22 protein-coding genes are annotated in these 20016 nt (G+C 50.5%); 15 read left to right on the top strand and 7 right to left on the bottom strand.

Annotated elements, in window-relative coordinates; all coding sequences use genetic code 11:
* Window position 1: 1 nt before the first annotated feature.
* From HCH_RS23565 to HCH_RS32695, 11 genes are all read left to right on the top strand, one after another.
* Entirely contained in the window at window positions 2-832 is an 831-nt protein-coding gene (locus tag HCH_RS23565) for a phosphatidate cytidylyltransferase (protein ID WP_011398986.1), read from the top strand.
* A 4-nt stretch (window positions 833-836) separates the two neighbouring features.
* Complete coding sequence (gene ispC / locus HCH_RS23560) at window positions 837-2048, top strand: 1-deoxy-D-xylulose-5-phosphate reductoisomerase (protein ID WP_011398985.1); 1212 nt, start codon at window positions 837-839, stop codon at window positions 2046-2048.
* 42 nt (window positions 2049-2090) lie between these two features.
* Window positions 2091-3443: an RIP metalloprotease RseP gene (gene rseP, locus HCH_RS23555; RefSeq protein WP_011398984.1), complete on the top strand. Its 1353-nt coding sequence runs from the start codon at window positions 2091-2093 to the stop codon at window positions 3441-3443.
* 44 nt (window positions 3444-3487) lie between these two features.
* Window positions 3488-5806: an outer membrane protein assembly factor BamA gene (gene bamA, locus HCH_RS23550; RefSeq protein WP_011398983.1), complete on the top strand. Its 2319-nt coding sequence runs from the start codon at window positions 3488-3490 to the stop codon at window positions 5804-5806.
* A gap of 188 nt (window positions 5807-5994) precedes the next feature.
* Complete coding sequence (locus HCH_RS23545) at window positions 5995-6507, top strand: OmpH family outer membrane protein (protein ID WP_011398981.1); 513 nt, start codon at window positions 5995-5997, stop codon at window positions 6505-6507.
* An 18-nt stretch (window positions 6508-6525) separates the two neighbouring features.
* On the top strand, window positions 6526-7572 hold the full coding sequence (lpxD, locus tag HCH_RS23540; protein WP_011398980.1) for a UDP-3-O-(3-hydroxymyristoyl)glucosamine N-acyltransferase: 1047 nt from the start codon (window positions 6526-6528) through the stop codon (window positions 7570-7572).
* Window positions 7573-7676: 104 nt separating this feature from the next.
* A complete protein-coding gene (gene fabZ, locus HCH_RS23535; RefSeq protein WP_011398979.1) occupies window positions 7677-8111 on the top strand; it encodes a 3-hydroxyacyl-ACP dehydratase FabZ in 435 nt (144 codons plus the stop codon).
* Window positions 8111-8884, top strand: a complete 774-nt coding sequence (gene lpxA / locus HCH_RS23530) for an acyl-ACP--UDP-N-acetylglucosamine O-acyltransferase (protein ID WP_011398978.1) — start codon at window positions 8111-8113, stop codon at window positions 8882-8884. The genes fabZ and lpxA overlap by 1 nt, the downstream gene beginning before the upstream one ends.
* A 9-nt stretch (window positions 8885-8893) precedes the next feature.
* Window positions 8894-10084: a lipid-A-disaccharide synthase gene (lpxB, locus tag HCH_RS23525; RefSeq protein ID WP_011398977.1), complete on the top strand. Its 1191-nt coding sequence runs from the start codon at window positions 8894-8896 to the stop codon at window positions 10082-10084.
* A gap of 1 nt (window position 10085) precedes the next feature.
* Window positions 10086-10700 (top strand): ribonuclease HII, encoded by a 615-nt coding sequence (gene rnhB / locus HCH_RS23520; protein ID WP_011398976.1) that lies wholly within the window; start codon window positions 10086-10088, stop codon window positions 10698-10700.
* Between the two features lies 1 nt (window position 10701).
* Window positions 10702-11175, top strand: coding sequence for a DUF4124 domain-containing protein (locus HCH_RS32695; protein WP_011398975.1), 474 nt, complete (start codon window positions 10702-10704; stop codon window positions 11173-11175).
* Between the two features lie 70 nt (window positions 11176-11245).
* Here the strand turns inward: HCH_RS32695 and fdxA are convergent, their stop codons facing one another.
* The gene (fdxA, locus tag HCH_RS23510; RefSeq protein WP_011398974.1) at window positions 11246-11569 is read right to left on the bottom strand and encodes a ferredoxin FdxA; all 324 of its coding nucleotides are present in this window, start codon (window positions 11567-11569) and stop codon (window positions 11246-11248) included.
* Window positions 11570-11701: 132 nt separating this feature from the next.
* The gene (mutS, locus tag HCH_RS23505; RefSeq protein ID WP_041599883.1) at window positions 11702-14284 is read right to left on the bottom strand and encodes a DNA mismatch repair protein MutS; all 2583 of its coding nucleotides are present in this window, start codon (window positions 14282-14284) and stop codon (window positions 11702-11704) included.
* A 142-nt stretch (window positions 14285-14426) separates the two neighbouring features.
* Here mutS and HCH_RS23500 point away from each other — a divergent pair, with 142 nt between their 5' ends.
* Entirely contained in the window at window positions 14427-14918 is a 492-nt protein-coding gene (locus tag HCH_RS23500) for a CinA family protein (protein ID WP_011398972.1), read from the top strand.
* Between the two features lie 116 nt (window positions 14919-15034).
* Window positions 15035-16072, top strand: a complete 1038-nt coding sequence (gene recA, locus HCH_RS23495) for a recombinase RecA (protein WP_011398971.1) — start codon at window positions 15035-15037, stop codon at window positions 16070-16072.
* Window positions 16073-16214: 142 nt separating this feature from the next.
* Here recA and HCH_RS23490 read toward each other — a convergent pair whose 3' ends face one another.
* Window positions 16215-16694 (bottom strand): fibronectin type III domain-containing protein, encoded by a 480-nt coding sequence (locus HCH_RS23490; protein WP_011398970.1) that lies wholly within the window; start codon window positions 16692-16694, stop codon window positions 16215-16217.
* 311 nt (window positions 16695-17005) lie between these two features.
* Between HCH_RS23490 and HCH_RS23485 the strand changes: the two genes are divergently transcribed.
* Complete coding sequence (locus HCH_RS23485; RefSeq protein ID WP_041598884.1) at window positions 17006-17185, top strand: hypothetical protein; 180 nt, start codon at window positions 17006-17008, stop codon at window positions 17183-17185.
* 14 nt (window positions 17186-17199) lie between these two features.
* Here HCH_RS23485 and HCH_RS23480 read toward each other — a convergent pair whose 3' ends face one another.
* The gene (locus HCH_RS23480) at window positions 17200-17583 is read right to left on the bottom strand and encodes a SirB2 family protein (RefSeq protein WP_011398969.1); all 384 of its coding nucleotides are present in this window, start codon (window positions 17581-17583) and stop codon (window positions 17200-17202) included.
* A gap of 152 nt (window positions 17584-17735) precedes the next feature.
* On the opposite strand from HCH_RS23480, the gene moaE reads away from it, so the two are divergent.
* Complete coding sequence (moaE, locus tag HCH_RS23475; RefSeq protein WP_011398968.1) at window positions 17736-18209, top strand: molybdopterin synthase catalytic subunit MoaE; 474 nt, start codon at window positions 17736-17738, stop codon at window positions 18207-18209.
* A 42-nt stretch (window positions 18210-18251) separates the two neighbouring features.
* Here moaE and mobA read toward each other — a convergent pair whose 3' ends face one another.
* The 3 genes from mobA to HCH_RS23460 all read right to left on the bottom strand — a co-directional run bounded on the left by mobA (window position 18252) and on the right by HCH_RS23460 (window position 19695).
* Window positions 18252-18851 carry a molybdenum cofactor guanylyltransferase MobA gene (gene mobA, locus HCH_RS23470; RefSeq protein ID WP_011398967.1) on the bottom strand — a complete coding sequence of 200 codons (600 nt, stop codon included), beginning with the start codon at window positions 18849-18851 and terminating at the stop codon, window positions 18252-18254.
* Entirely contained in the window at window positions 18848-19258 is a 411-nt protein-coding gene (locus HCH_RS23465; RefSeq protein ID WP_011398966.1) for a PilZ domain-containing protein, read from the bottom strand. Before HCH_RS23465 ends, mobA begins: the two co-directional genes overlap by 4 nt.
* A gap of 152 nt (window positions 19259-19410) precedes the next feature.
* A complete protein-coding gene (locus HCH_RS23460; RefSeq protein ID WP_041598883.1) occupies window positions 19411-19695 on the bottom strand; it encodes a hypothetical protein in 285 nt (94 codons plus the stop codon).
* Window positions 19696-20016 lie beyond the last annotated feature (321 nt).

Raw genomic sequence — 20016 nt, 5'->3', positions numbered from 1 at the left:
TGTGCTAAAACAAAGAATAATCACTGCATTAATTCTCCTGCCTTTATTTCTGGCGGGAGTGGCGCTGACCGATGTGTTCGGTTTTTCTCTTTTTATTGGGGCGATAGTCACTTTGGCTGCATGGGAGTGGGCGCAAATATGCGGCTTAACCTCCCAGGCGTCTCGAGCAAGTTACGCCGCCATGGCTGCTGTGGTATTGCTCGCCTGTTCTCACTTGCCCGCCATTCTAGTTCTTTCCATTGCATTGATTTGGTGGATAGGCGCGCTGGTGATAGTGTTGACTTATCCTGCGTCTCAAGCCTTTTGGACGCCGCCCATGACCAGGGTTGTCGCTGGGTTGTTGATCCTGGTCCCGGCCTGGAAGGCGCTGGTGGCGATCCGCGGCGGAGTGTTTGTGCTTGAGCCGGGTTTCGATACCAAATGGGTTATCCTCTACATATTTCTTATCGTATGGTTTGCTGATATTGGCGCTTATTTTGCAGGCAAGACTTTCGGTAAGAATAAGCTTGCCCCGCATGTCAGCCCTGGAAAGTCTTGGGAAGGCGCCGTGGGCGGGATGCTGGCGGTATCGATTTTGCCCTTTGCCATGAATTCGTTTTTGGCTCTTACCCTGCCTCAGCTTGTTGTGCTGTGGATGATGACTTTATCAGCTGCAGTTTTTTCCGTCGTGGGAGACTTGATAGAAAGTTTGGGCAAGCGCTTCGTCGGCTTGAAAGACAGCAGTCAGATTCTTCCTGGACATGGCGGTATCTTTGATCGCATTGACAGCGTTACAGCAGCCGCTCCTGTGTTTTTGGCATTAGCGATATTTTCAGGTTGGGTGCAGGGGTAAAAGCATGAGGCGAGTTACGGTATTAGGGGCGACAGGCTCTATAGGGCGCAGCACCCTGGATGTTATGGCCCGTCACCCGGATCGATATGAGCTTTATGCTGCGACAGCCCATAGTAACTTGAATGAGCTTTTCTCTATCTGCATTAAGCACCGCCCACGGTACGCCATATTGGCGACTGATGCTGGTTTAGCGGGCTTTAAAAAGCGCTTGCGGGACGCTGGTGTGTCCACTGAAGTTAGAGTGGGCGTTGAAGCCATGTGCGAGGCGTCTTCCGCCAGCGATGTTGATGTTGTCGTCGCTGCTATAGTCGGGGCGGCTGGATTGGTCCCCACACTGGCTGCGGTGAACTCGGGGAAGCGTATACTGCTCGCCAACAAAGAAGCATTAGTCATGACTGGCAGGCTGTTCATGGATGCGGTGCGACGACATGGCGCTGAACTCCTTCCCATTGATAGTGAGCATAATGCGATTTATCAGTGTTTGCCGGAGGCTGGACAACATTTAAGTGACATGACATCGCTTGCCGCATATGGCGTTACTCGCGTCCTCTTGACGGCGTCTGGTGGGCCATTTCGGCATTTTTCGCAGCAGCAATTACAACAAGTAACGCCAGAGCAGGCATGTAGGCACCCGAATTGGTCGATGGGGCGTAAAATCTCTGTTGATTCCGCGAGCTTGATGAATAAGGGGCTGGAGTTAATCGAAGCATGTTGGTTATTCGATTTGACTCCAGGCTCAGTTCAGGTTCACTTACATCCTGAGTCGATTATTCACTCCATGGTTGAGTATGTGGATGGCTCTATTCTGGCGCAGATGGGCAATCCTGACATGCGTACGCCTATCGCTTATGGGTTGGCTTGGCCGGAAAGAATAGATGCAGGCGTTCAGCCGCTAGATCTGTTTTCTATTGGTAAGCTGCATTTCGAAATGCCTGATAAAGAACGCTTTCCCTGTCTTAGGCTGGCTGAGGAAGCTTTTTCGCTTGGTGGGACTGCGCCAGCAGTGGTTAACGCTGCTAATGAGGTGGCGGTAGAAGCGTTTCTCCAGGGCGATATTCGTTTTGTCGATATTCCCGTAGTTATTGAAAAGAGTTTGCTGAAAGGTTCTATTGTGGATGCTGATTCTGTCGAAACTGTAATTGAAGCTGACAGAGTAGCCCGTCAATATGCCTCGGAAGCCATTAATGAGTTGGCTGGCGGAGTTGTTGTTCCGTAAGCCTTACTAGAAGGTCGCTCAGATATATTTGCAATAGAGAGCATGGAATTTTTTCAAAAAGCCCTGGCGTTTATAGTTACCTTGGGGGTGCTGGTCACCATCCATGAATTCGGTCACTTTTGGGTGGCGCGGCGTTGTGGCGTCAAAATTTTACGATTTTCCGTTGGATTTGGATCTGCTTTGCTGTCATGGAAGGATAAGCAAGGCACTGAGTTTGTGATCGCAGCCTTGCCTTTGGGCGGCTACGTAAAAATGCTGGATGAGAGAGAAGGCGATGTCCCTGTTGAAGAAAGGCATCTGACTTTCAATCAGCAGACAGTGGGCAAGCGTATCGCTATTGCAGCGGCGGGGCCCATTGCGAACTTTATTTTCGCTGTTTTCGCATACTGGTGTATGTTTGTGCTGGGCATACAGGCGCTAGCGCCGGTTGTAGGAAGTATCTCCGACAATTCACCTGCGCAGCAAGCAGGGATTGTAGTGGGCGCAGAACTGACCAGCGTCGACGGCTCTCCGGTATACAGCTGGGGCGACGTTAACATGCAGCTCGTTGGACGTCTTGGCGACTCCGGCGTTATCGAATTTGGATATAAACTGCCTGACGAAAGTCTCCCTCATGAAGCATCGGTGCCGATTAATGATTGGCTCATAGGAAAAGTGGAGCCTAACCCGGTTTTGGAACTGGGGATGAGAAGCTTGATTCCTGACGCGCCTGCGGTGGTTCATGGAGTGACTCCGGGGGGGCGCGCTCAACAAGGAGGGGTTGAGCCTGGCGATAGAGTTGTGGCGGTTGAAGGACGCCCCGTCACTAACTGGTCTGACTTTGTTCGTGAAATAAAAGCCTCCCCTGAAAAGCAAATAACGTTGTCGCTGGAAAGAGCTGGACGGTCATTGGATGTCAGCATTCGTCCCGAGGCTAGGGAGCGAAATGGTGAAACCTACGGCGTGATCGGCGCGGAAGCGAAAGCAACGGAATGGCCGCCTGGCATGTTGCGTGACGTACAGTATTCACCATTGGTCGCTGTTGGTAAGGCGCTGGAAGAGACTTGGGATATGACTCTGCTGACGCTGACTGCGCTGAAAAAAATCGTTACCGGACGAATTTCGGTCGAAAACCTTGGGGGGCCTATCACTATTGCCTCGGCCGCCGGAATTTCTGCTAAATCCGGATTGGAGGCTTTTCTTGGTTTTCTTGCTTATTTAAGTATTAGTCTGGGTATCCTGAATTTGTTGCCAATTCCGGTATTGGATGGCGGACATTTATTGTATTATTTTGTCGAACTTATTCGGGGCAAACCCTTATCTGAAGAAAAACAACAGCTTGGGATAAAAGTCGGGATGGCCCTCATTGCTTTCGTAATGTTGTTAGCGTTCTATAACGACCTCTCCAAATTGTAGTAAATAATGCTGAACCTTCGGCTCCCATCACGTGTGTTGATTACATGAGAGTATTGCTTTTTATCTTTGTTTGGCTGACGGCCTCTTTTTCTTACGCTACAGATTATCAATTCGACGTATCCGATATTCGAGTGGATGGTTTGCAAAGGGTGTCCGCAGGAAGCGTTTTTACCGCGTTCCCTGTCAATGTGGGAGAGAGCGTCGACTCAAAGAAGCTCGCGGACGCCACTCGCTCGCTCTTTAAGACGGGGCTGTTCACTGACATCAAGCTGAGTCGGGAAGGCGAGGTGTTGATCATCAGCGTGACTGAGCGTCCATCGATCAGCAAAATTGAAGTAGAAGGAAATAAAAATCTTCCCACTGAAGATTTAATGGAAGGCCTCAAATCAGCCAAGCTCTCAGAAGGGGAAGTGTTCCAGCGCTCGACTTTGGAGCGTATAGAGCTGGAGATCCTGCGTAGCTATGTCGCGCAGGGGCGTTACAATGCTTCTGTGAAAGCGGAAGTGGAGGAGCTGCCGCGTAATCGGGTGCAGTTGAATATCAAAATCAAGGAAGGCCCTGTTTCAGCTATCCAGCATATTAATTTTGTTGGCAATAACGCCTTTTCAGATGACGACTTGCGCGATCTCATGCAGCTTAAGCTGACCGGATTTTGGGCTTCTATATTTAGTAGCGATAAATACTCCAAGCAGAAGTTGAACGGCGACTTGGAGCGTATTCGCTCCCACTATCTGGATAATGGGTATATCAAGTCCAGTATCGAATCCACGCAGGTTTCTGTTTCTCCTGATAAAGAACAGGTGTTCATCACGGTTAACGTGAATGAAGGGCCTCAGTATAAAATTCGCGACATCGCTTTAAAGGGCGACTTAAAAGTCGAAGAAGAAGAGCTACGCAAACTGATTGTAGTGAAGCCGGGCGATACATTCTCCCGTCAGCTTCTTACAGTAACGTCGGACATTATCTCCAAGCGCCTGGGTAACGATGGTTATACTTTCGCCAGTGTGAATGCGATTCCTGAGCCTCATGACGATAATACCGCTTCAGTCACTTTCTACGTTGAGCCTGGTCGCCGGACATATGTGCGCCGCGTCAACTTTAGCGGCAACACATCAACCAGCGATGAAGTGCTGCGTCAGGAAATGGTGCAAATGGAATCTGCGGCAGCTTCAACAGATTTAATTGAAGCATCCAAGTCAAGACTGGAGCGTTTAGGGTTTTTCAAGACCGTTACCGTAGAGACGCCGCTGGTTCCTGGAACCAACGATCAGATAGACGTGAATTACTCTGTTGAAGAGCAGCCTACTGGCAGTCTTTCCGCAAGTTTGGGCTATTCACAGGATGGCGGCGCTACCGTTGGCGCGAGTGTGGCGGAGAAAAACTTTCTGGGAACGGGCCGTCGAGTGTCATTTGGCGTTAACAAAAGTAAAAGCGTCCAGAGCGCAAACTTCTCCTACACCAACCCATACTATACCGTTGATGGGGTTAGCCGAGGCTTTAGTCTGTTTTACAAGGAAACAGACTATGATGATGATGACAACGATGTCGCTGCATATCTGAAAGACAGTATGGGGGGCTCAGTTAACTTTGGTTACCCAATAGACAGATTCTCAAGGCTGACCTTCAGCACAGGCTATACTCATACACGCATCAAGCTGCCCAAATATCCTGTTCAGGAAATCACTGACTTCACTAATGAGTTTGGCTCAAACTACAATTTCTTTGATCTGTCCGCGGGGTGGAGCCGTTCCACTCTAAACAAAGGGTTATTCCCGACTTCAGGCAACTCGCAGTCTCTCTCTATGAAGGTGACGCTTCCTGAGTTGAGCGATTACAACTTTTATAAGCTTAACTACAACAATACTCAGTATTATCCTTTGTCCGAAAATCAGGAATGGGCGCTGAAGCTAAGGGCTGATTTGGCTTATGGGGACGGATACGGCGATAACGACCGCTTGCCGTTCTTTGAGCATTATTATGCTGGCGGCTTTGGCTCAATTCGAGGATTTAAAGCGAATACGCTGGGACCGAGGAGTACGCCGCACCCTGATAATCCAGACGATGATAAGGACCCATTTGGCGGTAATGTGCAAATTGAATCCAGTCTGGAGTTGATTGTGCCTTTCATTTTTGTGAAAGACCGTTCACAGATTCGTAGTGTGGTGTTCTTGGATGGGGGGAATGTATTCGATACGGCAAGGGGATATGACCCTTCGGTCGACGAGCTTCGTTTTTCTGCTGGCGTTGCGATGACATGGGTGACGCCGATTGGTCCTTTATCTTTCAGCCTTGGTAAAGCGCTGAATGACAAAGAAGGTGATAAGACTCAGTTCTTCCAGTTCTTGCTGGGGCAGACGTTCTAAAGAATGAGATGACATATCCTGGCGCGCCATCTAAGGCGCGTTTAGGTGTTCACACTGTCTTCGCGGCATATAGCCAAAGCAGGGGCTTGGTGTTAGCCAAGTTATGTAGAACCCGATAAACTCTGCGTCCTTGCTGGCGGCTTCCAGTCAGCCGATAGAGATAAATGTTTAAGTGTAAGGAGCCCAACATGAAATTGATTCGAATTGCCGCTTTGGCGCTGGCGTTAGTAAGCACGGGATACGCTGGAATGGTGAGTGCGGCTCAGAAAGTGGCGGTGGTAGATTTACGTACGGCGCTGCTTTCTTCTCAAGCAGCCAAGAAGTTTGGCGAGAATCTTAAGAAAGATTTTGCCGATGAAGAGGCCAGATTAAGAGAAGTTGGCGAGCAGGCCCAAAAGATGCAAGAGCGCTTGAAAAAAGACTCCGCTATCATGAGTGAAACAGAGCGCACTAAGCTTAATGCAGAGTTGGAAGAAAAAGCGCAAGAATTTAACTTTTTGAAAAACAAATATCAGTCTGCCATCTCCAAACGGGAAGAGCTGTTTTTGCAGGAGTCCAAACCTAAGGTTGACGAAGCGCTGAAGAAAATAGCGGAAAAAGAGAAAGTGGATGTCATCTTGCCCAGCAAGTTGGCCGTGTATGCTAATCCCTCACTGGATCTGACTGCGAAGTTGATCGAAGCGCTTAATAGCGCCAAATAAGTTTCTGAGGCTGGATTCATGGGCAAGACAGACCTTTCATATACACTGGCGGATATTGCTTTTCGGATTGGCGCTGAGCTGCGGGGCGATGGCTCTGTAGAGGTGAAAGGTTTGGCGACGTTGCAAAAGGCTCAGGCCGGGCAGATCAGTTTTTTGGCCAACAAGAACTATCTGAAACACTTGAAAGATACCTGCGCGTCCGCTGTCATAATTCCATCCAGTTTCGCTGATCAGTGTTCGACCAATGTACTGGTGATGGAAAACTCTTACTTCGGATATGCTCTCTGCAGTCAGTTGTTTTCCCCCCAGTGGTGGAGTATGAGTGGAATATCGCCCTCAGCCGCCATTTCAGAAAGCGCCAAGCTGGGTGCTGGCGTAACCATTGGGGCTAACGTAGTTATCGAAGAAGATGCTGAGATTGGCGAAGGAGCTGTTATTGGTCCCGGCTGTTATATTGGCGCGGGCTCTATAATAGGAGCGAAAACTCAGTTGCGTCCGAATGTTACTGTTTATCATGGCGTGAACATCGGCGCGAGAGCACTTATCCATAGTGGCGCTGTTATTGGCTCCGATGGTTTTGGTTTTGCTCCCAACAAGGGGGATTGGGCCAAGATCGCTCAGCTTGGTGGTGTAGTTATTGGCGATGATGTTGAAATAGGCGCCAATACAACCATTGATCGCGGTGCTTTGGATGACACTGTCATTGAAACTGGCGCGAAGTTGGACAACCAGATACAAATCGCCCATAACGTCAAAGTTGGCGCATATACTGTTATTGCCGCCTGTGTAGGCGTATCGGGAAGCTCGTCGATAGGCAAGCATTGCATGATCGGTGGCGGGGTAGGCATTGCCGGCCACTTGGAAATAACGGATCAAGTGCAAATTACGGGAATGACATTGGTGACTCATAATATCAAGGAGCCAGGAGTTTATTCCTCCGGCACTGCGGTGGAGCCCAATGCTTCGTGGCGAAAAAATGTGGCCCGTTTCCGACAGTTGGATCAGTTGGCGCGTAGGGTCAGGGTGCTGGAGCAGGGCGGCCGCCGAAAGTCCGATGCGGATTGAAAGCGAACTGTAAAGAATTGAGAGACAGGGCCAACGGCTTTGTATAATCGATATTTATAAACTTATCCGGCATTGTGCAATCATGTTGTTGAGGCTTTCCAAATATGGAAATTAATGAAATTAAAGAATACTTACCTCACAGATACCCGTTCCTGTTAGTGGACCGGGTGCTGGAGATTAAGCCGGGCGAGTTTATTGCTGGTGTGAAGAACATTACCTACAACGAACCGCAATTTACGGGGCACTTCCCTGATCATCCTATTATGCCGGGCGTGCTGATTATTGAGGCAATGGCCCAAGTGGCTGGAATTCTTGGGTTTGTCACGACTGGCAAGAAGCCTGCGGACGGTTATACCTACTATTTGGCCGGGACGGATAAAGTGCGCTTCAAAAAGCCAGTCGTACCGGGAGATCAGTTGCGTCTGGAAGCGGAAATTGTGACTGACAAGCGCGGCATATGGAAATTCGCCTGCCGAGCTTTGGTCGACGGAAATGTCGTTTGCAGCGCGGAAATTTTAACTGCTGAGAGAAGGCTTTAATGTCCATTCACCCTCAGGCGATTGTTGAACAGGGAGCCAAAATAGCCGCAGATGCGGAGATTGGGCCATGGAGTTATATCGGCGCCGATGTCGAAATCGGTTCTGGGACAGTGGTTAATTCTCACGTAGTGATCAAAGGCCCCACAAAGATAGGAAAGAATAATCGTATCTTCCAGTTCGCCAGCGTGGGAGAGGAATGCCAGGACAAAAAATACAATGGCGAACCTACCGTTCTAGAGATCGGCGACAATAACGTTATCCGCGAGAGTTGCACGATTCATCGAGGGACGGTTCAAGACCTCGGCGCTACCAGAATTGGTAGTAATAATCTGTTTATGGCGTACGTTCATGTCGCTCATGACTGTGTGGTTGGGAATAATTGTATTCTGGCCAATATGACTACCCTTGCGGGACATGTGCATATTGGCGACTGGGCGATTCTTGGCGGCGGCACCATGGTGCACCAATTTTGCAAGATTGGTGAGCACAGCATGTGCGCTGGCGGCAGTATCGTGTTGAAGGATATCCCCGCTTATATTATGGCCGGAGGACAATCCGCTAAGGCTCATGGTCTGAATGTCGAGGGGCTGAAGCGCCGCGGATTTTCCAGTGAGATAATATTGGAGCTGCGTCGCGCTTATAAGACTCTGTACCGGCAAGGTCTCACGCTTGAGCAGGCTATAGAGAAGCTTAAGGCTCCGGCTGCTGAATTTGCGGAAGTGGATACCTTTCTATGCAGTGTACAGTCCTCGGCCAGAGGCATCGTTAGATAATCCCCTAAGATGACGCCCATATCTGAACGACCGATTCGCATCGGCATTGTCGCCGGAGAGGCTTCCGGCGACTTGTTAGGGGCGGGGCTGATGCAAGAGATAAAGGCGCTATATCCTCAGGCGACTTTTGAGGGCATTGGCGGTGAACGGATGCTGAAAGAAGGGTTTAACACCTTCTTTCAAATGGAGCGCCTTTCAATCATGGGGCTGGTTGAGGTGCTTGGCAGACTGCCGGAATTATTGGCTATGCGCCGCCGCATAGTTGATCACTTCACAGCGACCCCTCCTGATCTTTTTCTTGGTATCGACTCTCCAGATTTTACTATTGGCATCGAGTTGAAGTTGCGTCAGGCGGGAATTAAAACCGCTCACTATGTTAGTCCGTCTGTGTGGGCCTGGCGACAGAATCGGGTGTTTAAGATCGCCAAGGCGGTTGACCTCATGCTGACGTTGCTGCCTTTCGAGGCCCGCTTTTACCGTGAACATAATGTGCCGGTAAAATTTGTTGGTCATCCTTTGGCGGAAATTATTCCGCTTCACCCTGATAAAGTTGCAATGCGTCATGAACTCGGTATTGATGCATCGGGTGAAGTTATCGCCGTGTTGCCAGGTTCCAGAGGCGGTGAAGTTTCTCGCCTGGGGCCAACTTTCATTGAAACCATTGCTTGGTTGCATCAGCGACGACCCGATGTCCGGTTTGTGATTCCCGCCGCTAACCAAGCGCGAAAAACGCAGATAGAACAGCAGCTGCAATCTCATGGCGGCCGATTACCTGTTACTCTGATCGATCAGCACTCACGTGAATGTATGATGGCTGCGGACGCTATATTGCTGGCTTCTGGCACAGCGACGCTTGAAGCTATGTTGGTGAAGCGTCCCATGGTCGTTGCTTATAAACTTGCGACGCTTAGTTATTGGATTATGCGACGGTTATTGAAAGCAAAGTATATCTCTTTACCAAATTTGCTGGCTGATAAAGCGCTTGTTCCTGAACTGATTCAGAATGACGCCACGCCAGCCAAGTTGGGAGAGGCTTTACTTAAGGAGTTAAATGTGGAGCGGCGGCGGAGTCTTGAAGACGAGTTTGAAGGACTGCATAAGCTCATACGGCAAAACGCCAGTGTGGCGGCGGCGCAGGCTGTAGCTGAGTTAATTGAGAAAGGGCGTGTCGCGACTCACGACGCCAGAGAAGGGCATTAACATGAAGAAATTAACCTCTCAGATCAGCCTGTTTGATCATGAGACCGGTCAGCTTGTTGCAGGTGTTGATGAGGTTGGCAGAGGGCCACTGGCTGGTCCTGTCGTGGCGGCGGCGGTCATACTCAATCCTGAGAAGCCTATCGAGGGGCTGAATGACTCTAAGAAACTAAGTCATCGCCAGCGGGTTGCGCTTTCGCAGGAAATCAGAGAAAAGGCGTTGGCGTGGGCGACGGGGTGGGCGACTGTCGAAGAAATTGATCAAATTAATATCCTGCAGGCCTCATTGCTGGCGATGCAGCGCGCAGTTGCGGGCTTACAGGTTGCACCAGATCTGGCGCTGATAGACGGTAATAAAATCCCCAAATTGGATATGCCCGCTGAAGCGATTGTTAAAGGCGATAGCAAAGTGGCGGCCATTGCGGCGGCTTCTATACTAGCTAAAGTAGAGCGTGACGAAGAACTGGATAGATTGGACGTAATATTCCCCGGGTACGGGTTGGCGGGTCATAAAGGGTACCCGACGGCTCAGCACTTATCCGCTTTGAGGGAGCTGGGGGTGACGGATATTCACCGGCGCAGTTATAAGCCGGTGCAGCAGTTGTTGCAAGGTGATTAAAGTGGTTAAGCATATCGTTAGTAATCATCCCATCAGCGCCATGGTCGCCGCGCTGCTATTCTGCGTTGGCGCGTCTGCGCATGCGGAAATCTATAAGTGGGTGGACGAGCACGGAGAGGTTCATTTCAGTGATACGCGCCAGCATAAGGACGCCAAAGTCATTAAAGTGCAGCCTAATGTCACTGATGCGCAAAAGCGGGATGCGGAGCAGGTCGGTCAGCGTTATCAGCGGATCTATGAACAGTATAAAGTTGAAGAAGCAGCGCGAGTCGCTCATGAAAAAGAACGCGCGGCTCAAAAAGCCAAGTTAGATAATTACTGTGCGGAGCTTAGAAAGGATATTAATCAGATTGATCAGGGATACGCCTTCGCCCGCATTCAAGATGACGGTACGCCTGAGTATGTTTCTGACGAAGAAATCGCCCAGCGGCGCAGTAAGCTGCAGGCGTTGTATCAAGAAAAGTGCGCTCCATAACATTCGTCGTAAAGAAAAAGAGGACTTGAAGCCCTCTTTTTTTATGTCTGAAGCCTGGCGCTAATTCAAATCAGCGCGCCAGATCTTTAAGTTTGCCTTTTACGCCTTTCCAGTCATCCGCATCAGCAGGAGCGTCTTTCTTCTCCGTGATGTTCGGCCAGACGCGGCACAGCTCTTCATTAAGCGCGATAAATTCCTTTTGATCTTCCGGCAATTCATCCTCGGAAAAAATAGCTTCGGCAGGGCACTCTGGCTCACATAAAGCACAGTCGATGCATTCGTCCGGATCGATGACGAGGAAATTAGGACCCTCGTAAAAGCAGTCCACCGGGCACACTTCGACGCAATCGGTGTATTTGCACTTGATGCAATTTTCGGTAACAACAAAAGTCATGGTCTGATCCCTTATTATGAAACTCTGCGCGATTGCTCAGTGACCGTTGGGCCGCGCGATTTAGTATTGTAGAAAACCCTTTCGGCGCAAGCAACCCGGGGCGCCCTTGCAACGCCCGGGATATCTGCGTTGTCAGCTGTTCTCACTCATCGTTTTCAGCTCATACAGCATATTTAACGCTTCTCGCGGAGAAAGCGAATCCACATCAAGCTTTTGCAGGCGGGTTTCCACCTCGCTAGGCTCGACTCGGGCGAACAAATCGTCCTGAAGTGATGGCGCAGGCGCCGTCAGAGCGGGCTTGGAAGCGCCGCTTTCCAACTGTTTCAATTGCTTTTGCGCTTGATTGATAACCTGAGGGGGGACGCCCGCCAGCTGCGCCACCTGTATACCGTAGCTCTTGCTCGCAGGACCTTCATGCACGGTATGAAGGAAGACAATGCTGTCATTGTGCTCGGTGGCGGTCAGGTGCACATTGGCGACATTTGCGTGCGTCTTGGGTAGCGCAGTGAGTTCGAAGTAGTGAGTGGCGAACAAGGTAAAGGCCTGAATTTCCCGCGCTAAATGCTCCGCACAGGCCCAGGCCAGTGATAGTCCGTCAAAAGTGCTGGTGCCGCGACCGACTTCATCCATTAACACCAGGCTCTGACGGGTCGCGTAATGCAGGATGTTGGCGGTTTCAGTCATCTCCACCATGAACGTGGAGCGTCCGCCGGCAATATCGTCCGAGGAGCCCATGCGGGTAAATACCCGGTCTATAGGCCCGATAACGACTTTAGCCGCAGGCACAAAGCTACCGCAATAAGCCAGGATGACAATACAGGCGGTCTGACGCATGTAGGTGGACTTACCGCCCATGTTCGGACCGGTAATGATAAGCATGCGATGCTTGTCCTGCAGATTCAGGTCATTGGGAACAAACGGGTCCTGGCTGACTTGTTCAACGACTGGATGACGACCGCCTTCAATATGCAGCATGTGTTCATCAGTGAGGTCGGGACAGACCAGATTCAAGGTCAGCGCTCTTTCAGCAAAGTTGGACAACACATCCAACTCTGATAGTGCGCGAGCGCTGTCTTGAAGAGGGGCAAGCTGTTCAACGATGGTTTCCAGAATCTGGTCGTAGAGCATCTTTTCCCGGCTCAATGCGCGGCTCTTGGCGCTCAGGGCTTTGTCTTCAAAAGTTTTTAACTCGGGTGTGATAAAACGTTCGGCGTTCTTTAGTGTCTGGCGTCGAATGTAATCTGCGGGCGCCTGGTCTGACTGTGTGCGGCTCAGCTCGATGAAATAGCCGTGAACGCGGTTATAGCCTACTTTTAGTGAGGATAGCTGCGTGCGCTCTTTCTCACGTTTCTCAATTTCCAGCAGATAGTCGCCTGCGTTCTCGCTGATGCTGCGCAATTCGTCCAACTCCTCATCGAAGCCCTGACGAAGCACGCCGCCATCGCGAATGACGACAGGAGGATTTTCTTCTATGGCGCGGGAGAGAAGGTCTGCGATGTCTGGAAATTCACTGACTTGCTTGGCCAGACGGCGCAAGTGAGTATCGTTCAGTTCCTCCATCTGCTTTTGCAAATCGGGCAGGAGCGTCAGCGTATCCCGCAAGCGCGCCAAGTCGCGAGGGCGTGCGGAACGTAACGCGACCCGAGACAGGATGCGTTCGCTATCGCCAATCTGTTTGAGCGTCTCATGCAATGCTTCGAACTGATAGTCTTCCAGCAGCTCTTTGATTGCGTTTTGACGCTGGCGCACCTCCTCCTGACTGCGCAATGGACGGTTCAGCCAGCGGCGCAGCATACGGCTGCCCATAGCGGTGGCTGACTTGTCCATGACCCAGGCCAGTGTGTGTCTATAATCTCCCGCTAAGTTGACGTCAATTTCAAGATTTCTGCGACTGGCCGCGTCAAGAATGATGGAGTCTTCTCGACGTTCGCGGATCATGGTGCGGATATGGGGCAGCTGGGAGCGCTGCGTCTCCTGGGCATACTGAAACAGGCAGCCGGCGGCTTCAATGGCGGCGCTCATACCTTCACAGTCGAATCCAGCCAGGTCTTTGGTGCGAAACTGCTGGCATAACAGGCGCTGGGCCGTTTCCTGCTCAAAATACCAGGGTGGCTGTTTTTGAACGCCGGTGTAATTTTCCAATAGCGTCAGAAAAGGGAACTGCTCGCTGACTAGAATCTCGGCAGGTCGCAGGCGTTGCAGTTCACTGGCTAACGCTTCGACTCCGCGCACTTCCTGGATCAGAAAGCGCCCGCCGGCGATATCCAGCGTCGCCAGACCAAATAGGTCTTTATAGGCGCTTATCGCTAAAAGTAAGTTGTCCGACTTCTCTTCCAGAAAGGCCTCATCGCTGAGCGTGCCCGGCGTGACCACCCTGACGACTTTTCGCTCTACCGGCCCTTTGCTGGCGGCGGGGTCGCCAACCTGTTCGCAGATTACGACGGATTCGCCGAGGCGAACCAAACGCCCGATGTAGCCTTCCGCTGCATGGAAGGGAACGCCCGCCATGGGAATAGGCTGTCCGCCTGACTGGCCACGTTGGGTCAGGGTGATATCCAGCAGCTCAGCGGCGCGGCGGGCGTCTTCGTAAAACAACTCATAGAAGTCGCCCATTCTATAAAATACGAGCTGATGAGGATGTTTCGCCTTTATGCCAAGATACTGTTGCATCATTGGCGTGTGTTGGGGTTTGATTGCGGATTCAATAGCGGACATGACAGAACAAAAGGATTGTGTAATTTTATGAATGAAGGCGGGATTGTAAGGGAAAGCCATAGCCATAATAAAGAAGGCTGGCCATGTCCTGGCGCCTATTACGCGGCCTTCCTGTATCTGAATCGGGGTTGATGGTGACGGAATGAACGATGAGATCAAGAGCCTGGCGGCGCGCTTGGGGGCGGTCCTGAACAAGCGGGGCCTTAAAGTGACGACAGCGGAGTCATGCACTGGCGGCGGAGTCGCCTATGCGATTACCTCTGTTGCGGGTAGCTCTAACTGGTTTGAAGAAGGAGTGATCACATATTCTAATGAAGCCAAGCAGTCGCGCTTACAAGTGGCGTCGACGACCCTGATGCAGCATGGCGCAGTCAGCGAAGAAGTTGTAAAAGAGATGACGCTGGGAGCTTTGCAATGTGGGCAAGCGCAGCTTGCTATCGCCGTGAGTGGCATAGCGGGCCCTGGCGGCGGAACCGCAGAAAAACCAGTAGGATTGGTCTGGGTCGCGTGGAGGTTTCGGGAGGTAGTCGTAGCGCGAAGCTTTCATTTTTCCGGGGATAGGGAGCAAGTGCGCCTGCAGTCCATAGCGGAGGGGCTGCGGGGAGCGATAGAGATGATGGAAAGCAATTTGTAGAAAATTTAAGCGTGACTTTGGCCGCTGGGTTGTGGAATAATGCTGTCAATTTATACAGTAATTCTGGGTTGGAATAACAACTCGTACCGGTTAAATGAAATAAAGGGTGTTTAAGAATGGATGACAATCGTAAGAAGGCGTTGACGGCCGCTTTATCACAAATTGAGCGTCAGTTCGGTAAAGGCGCGGTTATGCGGATGGGAGAGCAGCCCAGAGAAATTATTCCTTCCGTTTCTACTGGCTCGCTTGGACTGGATATCGCTCTTGGCATCGGCGGCTTGCCATACGGACGTATTGTCGAGATCTATGGACCGGAGAGTTCCGGTAAAACCACTTTGACTCTGCAAGTGATCGCGGAAGCGCAGCGTCAGGGTAAGACATGCGCTTTCGTTGATGCGGAGCACGCGCTGGACCCTATTTACGCAGAGAAGCTTGGCGTTAATATCGATCAACTGCTGGTTTCCCAGCCCGACACGGGCGAGCAGGCTCTGGAAATCGCCGATATGCTGGTTCGCTCCGGCGCCGTCGACGTCATCATTATCGACTCCGTCGCTGCGTTGACGCCCAAGGCGGAAATTGAGGGCGAAATGGGAGACTCCCATGTGGGTCTGCAGGCTCGCTTGATGTCGCAAGCGCTGAGAAAGTTGACTGGTAGCGTCAAACAAGCGAATTGTTTGATGATATTCATTAACCAGATTCGTATGAAAATCGGTGTAATGTTCGGGTCGCCAGAGACCACTACTGGTGGTAACGCACTCAAGTTCTACGCTTCCGTCCGTCTTGATATTCGCCGCGTCGGCTCTGTGAAGGAAGGAGAGGAGGTCGTTGGTAACGAGACTCGCGTGAAAGTGGTGAAGAACAAAGTGTCTCCGCCTTTTAAGCAAGCGGATTTCCAGATCATGTATGGTCGTGGCATCTACCGCACCGGAGAGATTATCGATCTGGGCGTGAAGGAAGGCTTTGTTGATAAGTCTGGCGCCTGGTATAGCTACAAAGGCGACAAGATCGGTCAAGGTAAAGCCAATTCCTCTCGGTATCTGGAAGAGCATCCTGAGATTGCGGTAGAAATCGAAACCGCCATCAGAGAGAAGTTGATGCCGAAGACGCCGGTGAAAGAGAAAGAAGCGCCAGTTGCTCCTGTTGAGGCTGAATAACCCGGGCTTTTCTATATATTACCTTTCTACTAAAAATAAGGGCGGCCCTTGAGCCGCCCTTATTGCGTTTCCTTGTCCATATTCCTTCTCTCTACTTTTCCGTATCGAGTATTGTCCTTGTCGGATGGCTGGTTGACCCGTGTTAAAGGATTTTCTTAGTCATAATCCTGGAAGGCTCGCTTTCCATTCCATTGATATCCAGTACGGTGACGGCGAAATAGTGGACGCCCTTTTCCAGGTTGGAAAACGCATACTCAAACTGCTGATCCCCAACTTCGGTGTATTGCCAGTCATTGTCTGACTCATGTTGGTGATACACGCGATAGCCTTCCAGTTCATATAGCTCGATATCACTGCCGTCTTCCCGAGTATATGGAGGCTCCCAAAAGATAAATGCGCTACGGGCGTAATTGGTTGATTGCTTCGCAGCGGCGATTTGAGGCGTATTCTCATCAATCCCAGAGGACGCTCCTCCAGTTCCTCCACCGCCACACCCAGTCAATAGGGCGCTTGCCAGAGTGAAGCCCAAAATGGCAGTGATGGATCTAGAATTTGATTTGGCGCGGTGAAAAATACTTTTTAAGTATGAAAGGGCTTTGACCTCAAAGTTAACTTGATTCAAATCATTCCCCTATTAGTAGAGTTAGAGTTATAAGTTGACGCTATAAACAGATAACGCCCCGCGCTCTTAGTCAGGATTCGTGCCAATAATGTCGGGATGTTGGAAATATTTATAAAAAACAAAGAGTTAAGCTTTCTGTTTATCTCTTTCTGCTTTTAGACTATTGTGAAAAGGGTTGCCTTTTTCTTACCAGAACGCCGGTGTTTGAAATTATCTCTATAATTTTCAAATAGTTAGATTGTCTGTAATTGGCGACAGCCATTGTGGAATCGAAAATGTAACTTGAGCTGTTGTGGAGAGGGAGAACGAATATGAAGTGGGTCGTATTGCTAGCTATAGTGGTTGCGGTTGTGATTTGGGTGGTAAGAAGTAGGAAACGAAATCCTGTCAGCGATCCTGAAGTCAAAGAGCTTGATCAAAAGCGCTATTACGTGACGCCACCTAAGCCGGGTGACCTAGAACCCGAGGATAAAAGCGGCACGCAATACTAATTTGGCGGAAAGATTTAAAGCGGTAATGGCCAACTGCTTTTGGTCAGGGCGACCATGACGATATAGGCGAACGCTGTATAGGCGCCAAGTCCAAACAGGACGCGAGTCCTCTTTGTCTTACCTCTCTTGAGCGCGAAAACGCCTAACGCGATGTAAATGATTAATCCCACCACTTTTGCGGTGAGCCATCCGTTATGGAAAGGGTATTGCTGAAGTTTTAGCGCTAGTCCTATGGCGCTCAACAGTAGCAATGTGTCGATAATGTGCGGAAGAACCTTGCTTAATTTGTGCTGTAAGAGTGGACTCCCCAGAATCATCCATATAAAGCGTAAGGTAAAGGACGCGAAGGTCAACGCAACGCAGGTCATATGAATGTGTTTGAGCAGCATATAGCTCATGATTGGCTCCTTTCACAGCATCTTTATTGTTCAGGTTTGTTGGAACGACGGCCGCCTATTAGAAATTCTTTCCTTAAAAACTTAAAGTGTTAGTCAGCATTTCTTTATCTATTGCGCGCGGCGCGCAGCCTTTATCAGGTGGTTTCTGAACGATGAGTGACAACATAAGAATCGATGTGACAACGGACGACTTTGATCTCGGAGAGGAAACGCGTCGATTGACGGATGGCGATACCGCTGTTGGCGCGGTTTGCAGTTTTGTCGGTTTGGTGCGGGATTTCAGTGATAAGCCAGATGTAAAGGGGCTTTATCTGGAGCACTATCCTGCGATGACAGAAAAATCGCTGACTAAAATCGCAAAGGAAGCTTTTCAGCGCTGGGATTTGAATGGAGTAAGAGTCATCCATCGTGTTGGCGAACTCTGGGCGGGAGATCAGATTGTGCTGGTGGTGACCGCAAGCGCCCACCGTGGTGACGCTTTCGCCGCTTGCGAGTTCATCATGGATTATTTAAAGGTGCAGGCCCCATTCTGGAAGAAAGAACTGACGGCGGAAGGGGAGCATTGGGTGGAGGCCAAAGAAAGCGATCAGGTCAGGGCGGGAGAGTGGAGTTCCGAACCGGAGTAGCAGTAGTGACTTGGCGCGAACCTAGTGGCGCGAGTATTTTTGTTATTGTCCTTGAGAGCTGTCCAGATGCGCCAGTTCATCCAGCGTATTGATGTTATAAAACATTTCTGGACGATCGCTGAAGTCGATTCTTTGTAATGGGCGTGAGTCAAGCCAGCGTTTGACGCTGCGTCCATCGCTTTGCAGATAGCGAAGAATATCTTCAAAACTGCTGGCGGGAAGCAGGCAGTGCAGATATTGCAGCCGCTCTCCATCCCAGGCGATGCTTATCAGATTATCCCGCCTGCCGGCAAACATTCGAAGCGCGTATTCAGGTGTTAGAAGGGGCGTATCGCAGGGGCTGATCAACAGCCACTCTTTACTCATATGCGGCTGTGCGGAGTAGATTCCCGCCAGAGGGCCGGCAAATTCTCCCCAGGCATCTGGAAAGACAAAAGGCGTCATGCGTTGATATTGGGCTGCATTGCGGTTACAGCTGATTAATACCCGTTCGCAGGTTTTGGCGAATGTGGATTGGATATGTTGGGCGAGAGGCTGACCGCGCCAGGAAAGGAGTCCTTTGTCATTGCCGCCCGCACGCTGACCTTTGCCGCCCGCGAGTATCAGCCCGTCGCAATCCAACAGGGTCGATGGTCTAGTCATGAGGCTCTTGAGCGACAGGTTTCCTGCGTTTTGCTGAATAAACCTTCAATACGGGACAAAGCATTATCAACTTCTCTGGAGTAATCTCTGCTGGAAGCGCAATAGGCGAATTGGATGCCGTATCTGAAGCCATACTCATGTTCGCTGCAGTTAAGTATTTGCGCCTGAATGCCGTTTTCAGCAATGTAGCGGCCACGGAAACAAAGTTCAATCTTCTCGCCGAGACGAAATTTCTGACTGCTATGAAACGCCATGCCATAGCGATTAAAGTCTATGCAGTTAACAACGATGCGAGTCTTGGAGCGGCTGAACAGGCCTGACAAACAAACCACTGCTGTCAGGGCTGACGTGGTATGCCGTATTTTGATGCGACGTTCTGATTGGGTGGGAAAAGTCACTTCCTGCATGATCTTGTGCTGAGTCTATATCTTTTTGGTAATAGCGTTAGGCCCGATGGATTCCCTTTACCGGGCTTCTTATTTTATTAGTTGGATTTGGATAATAAATGCTCAGATTTGCGTTTTGTGAGCTGGCGCAACCTGGGGGGGGGGGCGACAGGTCAAACAGCCGTATTCACCAGCCTTCCTGTTCTACTCTCCAGCTCTTCCGGCTGCCCGTCTCGCGCTCCGAGCAGTTTTGGGGTGCGCCGGTCCCTTCTTTTGCGGCGCTCCTGGCCCTCGTAGTCGTTTCCCTCACTGCGCCGGCGATCCGGACGCATGCGACGGTCATGCAACTCGCCCTCTGTCAGGGGAGCCTGCGCCGGCGTTGACTCGACCTGTGCGGACTGCTTCAAGGAAGCTGCGCTAGGGGGGGAAGGCCTGTTTCTGGCGTCATTAATGTACATGGTTGGATTTCCTCTAACAGGTTGTCTTTCATTTTTTCAATCATTCCCTATTGTTGTATTAACTCGCCTTGAATTGTCGCGTGTGGCCCTGTTTTCGGTCGGCGTCGCCGTAACCGGAGTTACGCTAAACTTATAACGGCGGATATAGAAAAAACTTTAATCCGACTATTCAAGATGCTGTGCTTTTACTGGCTGCTAGTGTCGCTGGGCGTGGTGACGGGGAGCATGACGGATAATTGTGTAAAAGCGGTTTTGCGCTAAAGCTGATTTGGTTAAACTTGACCCTTTTTTGGGAAGTCGCAGGTGAGCCGGCGTGGCGAG

Origin of the sequence: Hahella chejuensis KCTC 2396, from assembly GCF_000012985.1 — a bacterium.
Taxonomy (GTDB): domain Bacteria; phylum Pseudomonadota; class Gammaproteobacteria; order Pseudomonadales; family Oleiphilaceae; genus Hahella; species Hahella chejuensis.
The sequence above is the reverse complement of the archived record's forward strand: the minus strand, read 5'-3'. Positions and strand labels throughout refer to the sequence as shown.

What these genes read in the sequence shown, in the direction of transcription:
- ispC (WP_011398985.1), top strand. Translation starts at nt 837, where the DNA reads ATGAGGCGAGTTACGGTATTAGGGGCGACAGGCTCTATAGGGCGCAGC.
- rseP (WP_011398984.1), top strand. Translation starts at nt 2,091, where the DNA reads ATGGAATTTTTTCAAAAAGCCCTGGCGTTTATAGTTACCTTGGGGGTG.
- bamA (WP_011398983.1), top strand. Translation starts at nt 3,488, where the DNA reads ATGAGAGTATTGCTTTTTATCTTTGTTTGGCTGACGGCCTCTTTTTCT.
- HCH_RS23545 (WP_011398981.1), top strand. Translation starts at nt 5,995, where the DNA reads ATGAAATTGATTCGAATTGCCGCTTTGGCGCTGGCGTTAGTAAGCACG.
- lpxD (WP_011398980.1), top strand. Translation starts at nt 6,526, where the DNA reads ATGGGCAAGACAGACCTTTCATATACACTGGCGGATATTGCTTTTCGG.
- fabZ (WP_011398979.1), top strand. Translation starts at nt 7,677, where the DNA reads ATGGAAATTAATGAAATTAAAGAATACTTACCTCACAGATACCCGTTC.
- lpxA (WP_011398978.1), top strand. Translation starts at nt 8,111, where the DNA reads ATGTCCATTCACCCTCAGGCGATTGTTGAACAGGGAGCCAAAATAGCC.
- lpxB (WP_011398977.1), top strand. Translation starts at nt 8,894, where the DNA reads ATGACGCCCATATCTGAACGACCGATTCGCATCGGCATTGTCGCCGGA.
- rnhB (WP_011398976.1), top strand. Translation starts at nt 10,086, where the DNA reads ATGAAGAAATTAACCTCTCAGATCAGCCTGTTTGATCATGAGACCGGT.
- fdxA (WP_011398974.1), bottom strand. Translation starts at nt 11,569, where the DNA reads ATGACTTTTGTTGTTACCGAAAATTGCATCAAGTGCAAATACACCGAT.
- mutS (WP_041599883.1), bottom strand. Translation starts at nt 14,284, where the DNA reads ATGTCCGCTATTGAATCCGCAATCAAACCCCAACACACGCCAATGATG.
- HCH_RS23500 (WP_011398972.1), top strand. Translation starts at nt 14,427, where the DNA reads ATGAACGATGAGATCAAGAGCCTGGCGGCGCGCTTGGGGGCGGTCCTG.
- recA (WP_011398971.1), top strand. Translation starts at nt 15,035, where the DNA reads ATGGATGACAATCGTAAGAAGGCGTTGACGGCCGCTTTATCACAAATT.
- HCH_RS23485 (WP_041598884.1), top strand. Translation starts at nt 17,006, where the DNA reads ATGAAGTGGGTCGTATTGCTAGCTATAGTGGTTGCGGTTGTGATTTGG.
- HCH_RS23480 (WP_011398969.1), bottom strand. Translation starts at nt 17,583, where the DNA reads ATGAGCTATATGCTGCTCAAACACATTCATATGACCTGCGTTGCGTTG.
- moaE (WP_011398968.1), top strand. Translation starts at nt 17,736, where the DNA reads ATGAGTGACAACATAAGAATCGATGTGACAACGGACGACTTTGATCTC.
- mobA (WP_011398967.1), bottom strand. Translation starts at nt 18,851, where the DNA reads ATGACTAGACCATCGACCCTGTTGGATTGCGACGGGCTGATACTCGCG.
- HCH_RS23465 (WP_011398966.1), bottom strand. Translation starts at nt 19,258, where the DNA reads ATGCAGGAAGTGACTTTTCCCACCCAATCAGAACGTCGCATCAAAATA.
- HCH_RS23460 (WP_041598883.1), bottom strand. Translation starts at nt 19,695, where the DNA reads ATGTACATTAATGACGCCAGAAACAGGCCTTCCCCCCCTAGCGCAGCT.